The organism is Alcaligenes endophyticus, assembly GCF_026344035.1.
Taxonomy (GTDB): domain Bacteria; phylum Pseudomonadota; class Gammaproteobacteria; order Burkholderiales; family Burkholderiaceae_B; genus Alcaligenes; species Alcaligenes endophyticus.
Genome location: NZ_JAPKND010000002.1, coordinates 86,553 through 98,914 on the forward strand (window position 1 = coordinate 86,553; position 12,362 = coordinate 98,914).

7 protein-coding genes are annotated in these 12,362 nt (G+C 50.4%); all 7 read left to right on the forward strand.

The window, feature by feature from the left end; genetic code table 11:
* Positions 1 to 12: 12 nt before the first annotated feature.
* The 7 genes from OSH01_RS04830 to OSH01_RS04860 are packed head-to-tail and all read left to right on the forward strand — an operon-like array spanning position 13 to position 12,354.
* Positions 13 to 3,291 carry a virulence factor SrfB gene (locus OSH01_RS04830; protein WP_266122945.1) on the forward strand — a complete coding sequence of 1,093 codons (3,279 nt, stop codon included), beginning with the start codon at positions 13 to 15 and terminating at the stop codon, positions 3,289 to 3,291.
* Complete coding sequence (locus tag OSH01_RS04835; protein ID WP_266122946.1) at positions 3,288 to 5,879, forward strand: virulence factor SrfC family protein; 2,592 nt, start codon at positions 3,288 to 3,290, stop codon at positions 5,877 to 5,879. The genes OSH01_RS04830 and OSH01_RS04835 overlap by 4 nt, the downstream gene beginning before the upstream one ends.
* Positions 5,876 to 6,928 carry a hypothetical protein gene (locus OSH01_RS04840; protein ID WP_266122947.1) on the forward strand — a complete coding sequence of 351 codons (1,053 nt, stop codon included), beginning with the start codon at positions 5,876 to 5,878 and terminating at the stop codon, positions 6,926 to 6,928. Before OSH01_RS04835 ends, OSH01_RS04840 begins: the two co-directional genes overlap by 4 nt.
* Positions 6,925 to 8,895: a vWA domain-containing protein gene (locus tag OSH01_RS04845; RefSeq protein WP_266122948.1), complete on the forward strand. Its 1,971-nt coding sequence runs from the start codon at positions 6,925 to 6,927 to the stop codon at positions 8,893 to 8,895. The genes OSH01_RS04840 and OSH01_RS04845 overlap by 4 nt, the downstream gene beginning before the upstream one ends.
* A 1-nt stretch (position 8,896) precedes the next feature.
* Positions 8,897 to 9,613, forward strand: coding sequence for an ABC transporter ATP-binding protein (locus OSH01_RS04850; RefSeq protein ID WP_266122949.1), 717 nt, complete (start codon positions 8,897 to 8,899; stop codon positions 9,611 to 9,613).
* Positions 9,603 to 10,811 (forward strand): ABC transporter permease, encoded by a 1,209-nt coding sequence (locus tag OSH01_RS04855; RefSeq protein ID WP_266122950.1) that lies wholly within the window; start codon positions 9,603 to 9,605, stop codon positions 10,809 to 10,811. Before OSH01_RS04850 ends, OSH01_RS04855 begins: the two co-directional genes overlap by 11 nt.
* Positions 10,801 to 12,354 carry a formylglycine-generating enzyme family protein gene (locus tag OSH01_RS04860; RefSeq protein WP_266122951.1) on the forward strand — a complete coding sequence of 518 codons (1,554 nt, stop codon included), beginning with the start codon at positions 10,801 to 10,803 and terminating at the stop codon, positions 12,352 to 12,354. The genes OSH01_RS04855 and OSH01_RS04860 overlap by 11 nt, the downstream gene beginning before the upstream one ends.
* Positions 12,355 to 12,362 lie beyond the last annotated feature (8 nt).

Below are 12,362 nucleotides of genomic sequence, written 5' to 3' on the forward strand. Positions count from 1 at the left end.
CGGATAAATGTTATGTTGCCTGAGTTAAGCAATTACGATGAAGTGGTGTCTTTAATCGCAGACACCGGAGTGCAATTTCTCGATTTTGGCGTGAATGTACACGCTATCCCAGAGGGCCAGAAAAGGCCGCTGAAAGATTTGCGCGTTGAGTTTGCTACGCCCAATGGCATGCAATGGCATGCGTTGTGTGAAGGACTGAAAAAAGGCTTAGAAGGGCAAACTGCTCAAGACGACGAAGAGGGTTTGTTTTATCAGGGGCCTAAAGGGCAAGCGGTTGAGTATTACCAAGATGCCAACGGTTGGTTTGAGCTGGATGTGGGTCTGGCTACCAGTCTAGATCTGTTTGATGGGCAGTGGCTGCCTGTGCCTTTTTTATGGCTCAATCCCCCCAGCACGTACGGAGAGGGGCCTTCCAGTTGGTGCTTGTTGCGTATTGTGCGTCTGGAAAAAACCGATACAGATGGTAATACTCATCGCATTACATTTGCTTTCGACACACGTAGCTTACCCGAACGCCAAAATATGGCCTACTTGGCACCCGGGCCGCAAGATTCCTCGTTAGGGCGTTTGTTTCATTTGGCGTGTGACTCAGCCCAAATGCAGTGGTTCCTAGATAAAGACTGGGTGCAAAGTTGGCTGAAAGATCTGTACGAGGAAAATCCTAATAAAGTGCGTCGCCTAGAGTTAGGTTACGAGGTGGACGCGGTACAGTCAGCCCGTTTGTACTACCTAGCGCTGTTGCGCCTGTTTGCGCCAGTGCATGACATTGATACGAAGCGCAGCAAGCCTTATGTGCAGTTGCCCATGGTTCAGGTACGTAAGGTTGATTGGCAAGATGATCAGCTTATTCCTGTGGACTTAGTGCTTGATGTAGGCAACTCACGTACTTGCGGTATTGTGGTCGAGGATCACAAGCAAGACAACACGGCGTTAAGGCAAAACTATGTCCTGCAGTTGCGTGATCTGTCTCAGCCCGAGCAGGTTTATAACCAAGCCTTTGTCAGCCGGGTAGAGTTCGCTCAAGCCAGTTTTGGCAAGCGTAATTGGTTGGCGCAAAGCGGTCATGTTAATGCTTTTATTTGGCCATCGTGGGTACGCGTAGGCCAAGAGGCTGAACGCCTAGCAAGTTTGCGCCGGGGTACTGAGGGGACAACAGGCTTGTCTAGCCCTAAACGCTATTTGTGGGATCAAAACGAGTACCAGCACGGTTGGCGTTTTAGCCATCTGTTCGATCGCTCCGATGTAGAGCGCCCTGTTGATACCAGGCCGTTAAACGTGTTGGTGAATGATCAAGGCGAGGCTCTGTATACCTTAGACGAAGAAGACCGCGACACGGTGTTTTCACCTTGCTATTCGCGTAGTTCTTTGATGACCTTTATGTTGGTGGAAACACTGGCTCAGGCATTATTGCAAATTAATAGTCCTGCGCAACGTATGCGCCAAGGACATGCCAATAAAGCCAGAATTTTACGCAATATTGTCTTAACGGTGCCACCGGGCATGCCGTTGGCCGAGCGCAGCATTTTGCAAGAGCGCCTGGGCCAGGCGGTGGGTTTGTTGTGGAAAAGTATGGAGTGGTACGAAGGGGATGAAAACCCCTTTAAGTTTGACCCTAGCTCTGGCGACGTGTTGCATGTGCCCTTGCCTAATTTCCGGGTCGAGTGGGACGAGGCGACATGTTCCCAACTGGTGTATTTGTACACGGAAATTGTCGAGAATTTCTCAGGCCATGCCGATGAGTTTTTTGACCTGATGGCCAGCCCAGATAAAGTCGAACGTAAAAAGTTGACCGTTGGTACCATCGATATTGGTGGCGGGACGACGGACATTGTTATTAATGACTATAGTTTGACAGCTCCTAATCAAGACCCTGCGACCGCGCTGGGGAGTGGAGCAGGTACGGATACGATTTATCCTTTGCAGCGCTTTCGCGATAGCTTCAAAGTGGCCGGCGATGACATATTGCTCGATGTGATCCAGCAATATGTATTACGTGCGTTAACCTTAGCGTTGCGTGAAGCAGATGTGCAGGATGTAGAGGCCTTCTTATCGCGTATCTGCAGTATGGAAAACAACGATGCACGCAAGCAGGTGTTACGACAACAACTGACTTTGCAGGTGTTTGTACCGCTAGGGCTGACCTTGTTAAAGCACTATGAAGAGTATGAGCCTGAACAAGGGCGTACTCAGGCACGCAGTGTGCGTTGGGGTGATTTACTTGAGTTCGAGGGTTTGGCCGTGGCGAGCGCGCCGGACGCAGATAGCGTTCAGGCACCAGAGGATACGGCAGACGACGTAGACGATGCCGATAGCGCCGAACACGCTCTAGCACCGGCTAAAACCAAAGTAGCACAGCAAGTTATTGATTATGTTATGCAAGAGTTGCGCCTGCATACGGGGCGTGATTGTAAATTTGACATAAGTCAGGTGGCAATGAAAATTGACCCAGCCAGCTTGCATGCGGCTTTTATGGCCGGCAAGTTAAATATCAATACCCCTTTGCGGGCTATATGTGAAGTGCTCAGCCATTACCAATGTGATGTGATTTTATTGGCAGGTCGTCCGTCCCGTTTGCCTGGCGTACAAGCGTATGTACGCTCGTACTTGCCAGCTTCGCCCAGCCGTATCGTGCCGATGCAAAATTACCGTACGGGTGGCTGGTATCCATTCAATCACAATGGTCGCATCAGCGATCCAAAAAGTACGGCTTCTGTTGGTGCCATGCTGTGCTTGTTGAGTGCCGACTTGAAAGTGCCCAGCTTTAATTTTCGTGTCAAGCAGCTCAAGCCTATGTCGGTGCTACGTCATATTGGCGCTATCGATTTGGCCAATCAGATCAAAAGCTCAGATGTTATTTATAGCGATGTTCTTGGCTTTGATGAAGAAACGGGTGAGCATGTGCTGAAGCTCAAAAGCGCTAAGTCGGATCAAGACAGTGGAGGCTTCCATTTTGTCATGCGTAGCAATATGCGTTTAGGGTATCGCCAATTAAATGTCGAGCGTTGGCCTGCGTCGCCGCTTTATTTGTTATTACTTAACGATGGGGTTGGACGCAGTATGGCCAATAGCGATCATCCTAGCCCGGGTATTGAAATGACATTGGCGGTGGGAGGGAAGCGCTCCTCACAGCCCAAAGTGGTCAGCGATGAGTTACGTATCGCTAAAAGCAAAGCAGTCAATTTTTCGGGGCCACTGGGGCCATTAGTAAAAATTCAGTTAAACACCATGTTGGACGCCAGCCTGGGCGATAGCCCGTACTGGTTAGACAGCGGGAGCGTGGTAGCAAAATGAGTCACTTAACGCCTAAAGCAAGCAATTTGCAGTCAGATTGGAATAATCTGCACACTGGTGCCGGGCAAGCTATCGCGTGGCTAGAGTCCACCCGTGCTAGCTCCGAGCGCCTCAATCGTGATGCAGATGAGTTGATATTGCGCATGCGTAGGGCACGCAATATTGCCGATGGTTTAGCCCAAGCCTCAGTCACACCTATGACCATCGGTGTTTTTGGTGCTTCGCAGGTGGGTAAGTCTTACTTGATTTCCAGCTTGGCGGCCGGAGAAAACGGCTTGCTGGAGACCACCTACGACGGGCAACGTATTGATTTCATGAAGCATATCAACCCGGTGGGGGGCAGTGAATCCACAGGTTTGGTCACCCGTTTCAGCCCCTTAGCCAAGGCTGGGCCTACTGGTTTTCCAGTTGAACTGCAGGTATTTGCTGAAGTCGATATTATTAAAATTTTGGCGAACTCCTACTTTATGGACTTCGACCAAAATAAAGTCGCCTACCAACTTAGCGATAAACGCCTACGACAAGTTATCGCTCAAGCGCAGCCACGAGTCCAAGCCCAGCCTTATCCGGGCATGAGTGCAGACGATTGTGTGTCGTTATGGGATTACATCAATACCAACTATCCCAAAGTTAAAGACATACTTGAGCAAGATTACTGGCCAGCCGTCCTACGTTTGGCACCTTATTTGACCCAAGCAGATCGGGCCCAGTTGTTTTCACCGTTGTGGGGCGAGATCGCCGAGTTAAGCGACGCTTACGCTTCTCTTGCCAGTATGCTGGATCAACTGGGGCATCCCACTAAAGTGTATGCGCCACTGGCAGCCTTAGTAAGCCCTAATGCGCAAGGTGTGCTGACACAAGATAATAATATTATGGCCGTGTCTACCCTGCGTCATTTAGGCAGCCCACACGAGAAACGTATTTCAGTATGTCCTTGGGTGGGCGCGGCAGAGTCGGGTAGTTTACAGGCTGCCGTTCCGATTACAGTGGGTTACTTAGCGGCTATTACTCGTGAGCTGACCTTTCCTCTGGAAGCAGGGGCGTGGTCTGACGCCGAACAAACGGTTGATCTTTTGGATTTTCCCGGCTATCGGGCGCGAATGAGTATCAGCAGTATGGATGAGCTCGCTAAGGCGGACTCATCGGGAGAGCAACAAGGCAATCCGGTATCGCGTTTAATACTACGCGGTAAGGTCGCGTTTTTATTTCAGCGCTATACCGACCGGCAAGAGATGAACGGCTTGATTTTATGTTTGCGTGCCGATGCAAATAATGAAGCCAACTTTGGTGAAGAGTTAAATCGTTGGATTGAGCAGACTCAAGGCGCTACACCCGAAGAACGTAGCCGGCGTCAGTCTGGCTTACTGTGGATGACTACGCGCTTTGATGAACTGCTTGAGTCAAATCTGAAGAAAGATGAATCCCTTTTTGGCACTACCTGGAGTGATTATCTTTATAAGTGTTTTGCCGAGCATTTTGAGAAATATGAGTGGCTCGAAAATTGGTCTACTCATCAGCCTTTAAATAATGTGTTCTTGGTGCGTAAACCGGGCATGGCCCATTTATTGTTTGACGTCGATCAGAACAACCATGACAAAGAGCTAGGGCTGCGCTCTGAGTATCAGCATAAGCTAACGATTCTGCATCAAAATTTCGTGAATAGTGCTGACATTAATAAACGGATAGCAAATGCTAGCCAAGCATGGGATGCCATGATGGCTCTGAACGATGGAGGCATGAGCCGCATTCGAGATTACGTAGCCGGGATTTCTGATGTGAGTTTCAAATTAGGGCGTATTCAAGATCAGTTTACGAACACCTACCATCATATTGTTGATCAAGCTCTACAGCCTTGGTATAAGTCGGGGGCAGACGACGACGCCAAGCAAAAGCAACAACTCATGGCGCAGTTTCAGCAACAGTTACCTTCGTTTAGGCCTATATTCGCCGAGCTGCTGCGCTATCTGAGTTTGCCGGCAGAGTTTTTATGCGACCTTTACCAGCGTGTCGGTGAAAGCAATGATGACTCTTATGAGCAAAACGGGGCTTTTCCCATTAGCACAGTAGAAGAGCAGTACGTGCATCGACTCTACCAAGAGTGGTTAAAGCATTTACGTCAGTTACCCGGCAGTGCAGCGAATAAAAATGTTTTAAAAATGCCCGAGGATCTGCTTAATGCTTTAGTGGAAGAAATCATTAGCACCGCTGATCGCCTGCAGTTACAACAACGCTTGTTGGATGCCTTAACACGACGTCGCCAACATGGTGCACGCAGGGCGGTGATGGCAGAGCGTCAGGGACGTTATGCGGCGATGACTCTCAGTAATTTTGTCAGCTATTTAGATCAAAAATCGCCAGCGGATGAGTCTTTATTTACAGTGCAAAGTAGCTTCGCCCCGGATGGCACCCCCTATTTGCCCGAGGCGCCGCAAGACCACGGTACAAAGTACTTACAGGATTGGATTCAGGCATTATGCCAGCAGACCCTAGATAATGCAGGGCATGAAGGAGGGCGTGAGTTGAGTCTAGAGCAAAATAGTCGTTTGGGAGAAATCCTAGCGTGTTTTAGTGCAGCGAGTTTGACATGAAGTTAAGATTTTCATTAATACCTTTAGAGCCTAGTGTGCCAGGCAAGGCCAGGTTGTGTGTGTCGGCCTACGATGGTGAGCATCTTGGGGTACAGAACTATCAGATTCAACTCGAACGTAAAGATGTTGATGCTTATTTACAAGCAGATGGTCGCTGGGGGGCCCAAAGTTGCTGGTTACAGTTGCAGGGCTGGACAGAGTTTGAAGGTGGCGTGGCCGTCTTGATTGATGCCAGCGTGCTGGATCCTATCTTATTGCAAGAAACAGGTTTGCGAATTGCCTTGCGCAATGAGCAGGGCAGTGTAGTAGGAGTGCGGGGCTTAAGCTTTAATCCCTTGGGCTTAGCCTTGTCGAGTGCGGCAGGCACAGGTGCCCAGCAAGCTGAGGCAGTCCATGTTCTGGCGCCCGTCAGCCAGCATCAACCAGAACCCCAACCAGAACCACAGCTCCAGCCAGTGCCAGCCCCTGAACCCGAGCCTGTGGTAGAGCCTATCGTCGCACCTGTCGAAGAGCCTGAGATTCCGGCCATTGTAGAGCCGCCAGCATCTCCTCCAGTGCAACAAGCCCCTACTAAAACCAGGTCGCGATGGGGGTTGTGGGTGGGCTTAGCCATCCTTGCTGCCGCCGCGGCTGGGGGCGTTGCCTATTGGTTATCCCAAGACAAGCCGGTGGCCCCCCTTGCTGATGTTCCTAAAGAGCCGGCAGGCGTGTGCTCCCTTGAGCGTATGCAAACGATGGCGGAATTGACGTTTGTGCAAGAGTGTGTGAATGAAAATTACGATTCGGCTCAATGGCTGGAGGTGATCGGGCGTGCTAAGCAAGCGGGCAAGTGCGAGATCGCTCAACGCTTATACGTCAATAAGGCACAGGCTGGCGATGCCGCGATTGCGCTGGCATACGCGCGTGAGTATGACCCTGCTCAAGCGCGTTCTACGCAGTGTTTTACTCAGGCCAATCCAGCTACCGCTGCGTATTGGTATGAAACGGTATTGATGGCTCAGCCTGAGAATGCCGACGCTAAGGCTCGTTTGCAGGAGTTAATTCAATGATCTACCGCTTAGGTAAAGTGACCCTAGCAGTGTGCCTAGCAGGGTTAGCGTTACAAGCTCATGCTGCCGCCCCTTTGCTGCAAGAAGGCAAGCAAACCTTGTACCAACGTGTGCTAACCACGCCAAGCTGCCAATTAGGTGCTGACTCAACCGCTACCAGTGGTAAACAGATTCCCGCTTTTAGCCGCTTGTATGTGTATGAGCGCCAAGAGGCCGAAGGGCGAAATATGCTGAAGGTGGGGCCAGACAGCTTAGGAAAAACCATAGGTTGGTTAGATCAAGCATGCACCGTAGATTGGAAAATGCAGCTAACCCTGGCATTTACTAATCCGGCTAATCGTGATCGTTTATTGTTTTTCAAAAGTCGTGAAACCTTAGAAGATATTCTAGATGCCCCTGACCCAGCAGAATATGCAGCACCATTGCGACAAGAGTTAAAAAAAAATGGCCAGGCAGAAGGGGTGCTAGCGCAAGAACCTGAGTTATTCGTCGATATGCAGCAGCAGTTTTATCTGTTGCCTGTATTGCAGGGCGAAGAAATTATGACGGATGCGGGCTTTCGAGCGCGTGTGTTAAATATTGCCTCGGTGAGTGAAGCTACCAGCCAAGAGCCTGTGCAGCCAGAGCAAACTGAAGAAGAAAAAAAGGCAGCACAAATTAGTGCTTTCAGTGCTGCAGTGGTGTTTGTCATCGATACCACGATCTCTATGGATCCTTACATTGACAGCACCCGTAAGGCGATACGCGAGGTGTATGAGAAAATTGAGCAAGAGGGTCTGGGCAATCAGGTGAAATTTGGCCTAGTGGCGTTCCGCTCTAGTGTCGAGGCCGCTCCTGGGGTTGAGTATGTAAGCCGTATGTATGCAGACCCTAACACAGTGGTAGACGGTGCTGACTTCTTAAGTAAAGTGGCCGAGGTCAAGCAGGCAAGCGTGTCCACCGTAGCCTACGATGAAGACGCCTATGCAGGGGTCTTACATGCAATTGATAAAGTAGATTGGTCTGGCTTTGGCGCGCGTTATATTGTGCTCATTACGGACGCTGGTGCGCTAGAGGGCTCTAGTCCGCACTCCTCCACGGGCTTGGACGCCGCGCAGTTACGTATTGAGGCGGCCAATCCTGGAGTGGCGATATACACTCTGCATCTGAAAACACCTTCTGGCACCACTAATCACGCTAAAGCCGAAGCCCAGTATCGTGATCTTTCTACCTATGCCGGCACTAATGCCTCCTTGTATTACCCCGTAAATGCGGGTGATGTGAAGCAGTATCAACACATGATAGGTAGCTTGGCCGATGCTATTGCTGGGCAGGTACGCTCCGCGTATTTAGGCGAAGATGCAGTAGGGAGCGCGGTGCATGCTAAAGCGCAGCCCGAGCAAGACGAGGTCAGCCAACAGATGTTGGAAGACGCTGCGCAAATCGGTCATGCCATGCGTTTGGCCTACTTAGGAAAAATCAGTGGTGCTCAGGCTCCTGCCGTGTTTGAAGCATGGATTAGCGATCGAGATTTAGTGCGTCAAAGCGTGCCCACCACTGATGTGCGTGTGTTGCTCACTAAGGCGCAGCTCAGTGACTTAAGTGATGTGGTAAAACGCATACTTGAGGCGGCCAATGAAGGCTTGATTTCACCCACGGATATGTTCAGTCGCTTACGCTCAGTTGCGGCCACGATGGGAACCGATCCTAGTAAAATTAAATCTGATGACAGCACTAAATTGGCTGAGCTGGGGATACTGGGTGAGTACCTAGAAGATTTACCGTATCAAAGCGCTGTCTTATCACTGGATGAGCAAACCTGGGCCAGTTGGGATGCATTAAGCCAAGAGCGTTTTATGCGTGATTTAGGTGTTAAGCTGCGCCATTATCAGCGTTATAACGCCGATAGTGATCGTTGGGTTTCCCTGGCTGAAAATGCCGATGCTAGCGAAGATGTCTATCCTGTGCCACTGGAAATGATGCCGTAGTATGTTGCAAATACGACAGCTCGAGCTTTTGCGTGGTCAGGGCGAGCAAGCTTACCGCATCAGTCTGCCCGAGCTAGACTTACAGGCGGGGCAAATTATTGCTTTGACCGGGGCGAGCGGGTGCGGGAAAAGCAGTTTGTTAGAGTGCTTTGGTTTGCTCTTGCCACCGCATTCAGTGCGCAGGTTTCTCATGGGGGCCCGTGAGCCCATGGATATGGGCCAGGCCCAGCAGCAAAAGCAGTACACCAAGCTTTCAGCGTGGCGAGCGCAATACATAGGTTTTGTTTTACAGAACGGGGGCTTGCTGCCCTATTTATCAGTGCGTGACAATATTTTGTTGCCGCGCCGTTTACAGGGGCGCAGTGATTGCCCTGAGTTTTTACGCGCAGCTATCAAGCTATTGGAAATGGACGCCTTGCTAGACGCCAAGCCTACTGCTTTGTCTATTGGGCAACGGCAGCGCGTCTCTATTTTGCGTGCCCTAGCGCACGAGCCTGATCTATTGTTGGCCGACGAACCAACCGCCGCCCTAGACCCAGATACTGCGGTCCGCATGATGGAGTTATTCTTGCATTTGGTGCAGGAACGCCGTTTGGCCGTGGTATTGGTATCCCACGACTGGGATCTCTTACGCCAATTTCAGTTGCCGCGTATTCAGGCCCATACTCAGCGTGGCCACAGCGTGTTTCTACCCGAGGGGGCCACGTATGTGGGCTAGTGTCTGCCGTCTTGCTTGGGCTGATTTATGGTTTGATCGTCGCATCTCGTTCTGTATTGTTGCTTCGTTGGTGGCTGTGATCGCGCCTTTATTGCTGCTTTTTGGGCTAAAGCACGGCGTGGTGAGCCAAATGCAGCAGCAACTACTGCAAGACCCACAAAATCTTGAGGTCAAGATGATTTCAAGTGGTAGCTACGACCCATTTTGGCTGGAACAACTGCAGCAACGTCCTGAGGTGGGCTATGCAGTGGGCATGACCCGTTCGTTGAATACCCAAGCCGATATACGGCTAGACAGAAGGCATTTTGTTGACAACATAGAGATTATTGCTACGAGCCAAGGCGACCCCTTATTAGGGGAACTGGCCAGAGACTTACAGCCAGGTCAGGTTTTACTCAGCGCTAGTGCAGCGCAACGCTTGAATTGGCAAGAGGGGCAGACGCCAGAGTTACGAGTGCGGCGACGTTTGCATGAGCAAGCCGAAACGGCCTCCTATCCAGTACAGGTTGTGGGGGTAGTGCCAGCGCATCGTTATGCTCGGGCAGCTTTATTTGTGCATCCGCAGGTGCTTTTGCAGGTAGAGTATGTGCGAGACGGTTTTCAGATGCCGGATTGGGGGTTAAGCACGGGTGCGCCTCTGCCTGACAATAAAACTGTGCAGTATGCTCGGGCGCGAGTTTATGCAAATTCTATCGACACGGTGGGGCCTTTGGCGCAATGGCTAGCGTCCCAACACATCGAGACCAGTAGCCGTCTAGCAGAGATAGAAAACGTAAAAACCATCAATCAGGTGCTAAGCCTGATTTTTGGAGTGATAGCCTTAACGGCATCAGTGGGGTGTTTGGCTTCATTAGTGGGGGCTTTTATGGCGAACGTAGACCGCAAACGCAAAGATATTGCGGTGCTCCGTTTATTAGGCATACCCGCTAAGGGCATAGGCTTGTACGTCTTGGTGCAAGCGTTTTTATTAACGGCGCTCGCTTATCTGCTTGGCGTGGCCGTATATGGCTTAGGTAGTTATCTGTTTAACCAAGTCCTGGCTACGCAAAACCTGCCTGGGGACTTTTCTTGCTCAATCACGCTCTTGCATGCTTTTTATGCATGGCTATTGGTGCTTGGGTTAGCGGGTGGCGTAGCCTTAGTCAGCGTGTGGCGAGCAGTGCAGATTGAAGCAGCGGAGAGTTTGCGTGAATTATAAGTTGATTGTACAAAGCCTATTGTTAGGGACTAGCGTTATCGTTGGGCCTGTAGGGGCGCAAGCGTGGGAGCCGCGTTTTTATAATCCTCAGCCACTAGAAAATGACGTTGTTTTGCCCATGCCCTGTGACGGAAGCATGGTATTTCGCAAGGTCTATGTGCCGGCTAGTAAGCCCCTAGACGATTTGCCTATCCATGTGGGGCAAGACAGCGAAGAGTGGGGTTACGTCGAACAGACCAGACCTGACTTCATCGCGGGTAGTTTTACTGAAAAACAGGGTAAAGGCAGTACTCGCTATTACCTGATGGCGAAATACGAGCTATCGCAATTGCAGTATCAGGCAGTCATGAACGCTGAATGTCCTAAAGCCAAAAACTCGGGTCGTTTGCCCCAAACAGAATTGAACTGGATGGACGCTATGCAGTTTGCGCATCGCTATAACCAGTGGTTACGTGAAAATGCCTTGAATCGCTTGCCTGCAGAAGACGGTACGGCAGGTTTTGTGCGTTTACCCACTGAAATCGAGTGGGAGTTTGCGGCTCGTGGGGGCGTAGAACTAGGTCAGTCGGATTTTCGGGGGCTGACTTACCCTATGCCAGAAGGCTTGAATCAGTATGAGTGGTATGGTGGCGCGCAGTCCTCAAATGGGAAAGTGCAATTGACGGGTTTGTTAAAACCTAACCCTTTAGGTTTGCACGATATGTTAGGCAACGTGGATGAATTAATTTTCGAGTCGTTCCGTTTGAATAAGTTGGACAGGCAGCATGGGCAAGCAGGCGGCTTTATTGTGCGTGGTGCTAATTACTTAAGTCCAGCGGCTGACTTACGCTCAGCCTTGCGTAAAGAGCAAGCTTATTACGGGCAAAGCGGGCCTACACAAAGTAAAACGACCGGTGCTCGTTTTGCCTTGGTCTCTACTGCGTTGACGTCGCGAGATCGGGTGGCAGCCATAGAAAAAAACTGGCAGGAATTGGGTACTGGAGCGGGGGAAAGCCAACAAGATCATAACGGCGCAGTGCAGCAGTTGGGTAAATTGGCGACCGAGGTCGAGGACGAAGGCCTGAAAGTTCAGTTGAAAGACTTGGAGTTGCAGCTACGTGCAGCCAAGCAGCGCCAAGAAGAAGCGCGCGATAGTGCTATTCAAAGTGATCTTGAACTTGGTGCTTTTTTATGTACCAAGTTAAAAGACGATGGCTTGTACTTAGAAAATCTAGAGCGAAACTTTGAACTGAACTGCAAAGGAGACTTGGCAGATGCTACCTGCGAGCGGCGCGAGGCAGGCTTGAAAGAGCAGCAAGACCGCGTGCACAAGCTTGGACGTTATTACGCTGATAGTTTGATTCGTAGCGGAAACTTGTATGGCCAAACCTTAATAAGCCAGCAAGTGCCTCTGCTACAAGAATTAATGGAACGCAATCCGTCCCAGCGCCAGTTATTGCCTTACTTGCAAGCACATTGGATTACTCAACAAGCCTATTTAAAAAATGGGCAAATAGATGTCAAAAAATGGAGTCAGGCCTGTAAGCAGGTCAAGCTACCGTAGTCATTTAT

Coding starts and splice junctions, on each gene's coding strand:
- OSH01_RS04830 (WP_266122945.1), top strand. CDS start 13: ATGTTGCCTGAGTTAAGCAATTACGATGAAGTGGTGTCTTTAATCGCA.
- OSH01_RS04835 (WP_266122946.1), top strand. CDS start 3,288: ATGAGTCACTTAACGCCTAAAGCAAGCAATTTGCAGTCAGATTGGAAT.
- OSH01_RS04840 (WP_266122947.1), top strand. CDS start 5,876: ATGAAGTTAAGATTTTCATTAATACCTTTAGAGCCTAGTGTGCCAGGC.
- OSH01_RS04845 (WP_266122948.1), top strand. CDS start 6,925: ATGATCTACCGCTTAGGTAAAGTGACCCTAGCAGTGTGCCTAGCAGGG.
- OSH01_RS04850 (WP_266122949.1), top strand. CDS start 8,897: ATGTTGCAAATACGACAGCTCGAGCTTTTGCGTGGTCAGGGCGAGCAA.
- OSH01_RS04855 (WP_266122950.1), top strand. CDS start 9,603: ATGTGGGCTAGTGTCTGCCGTCTTGCTTGGGCTGATTTATGGTTTGAT.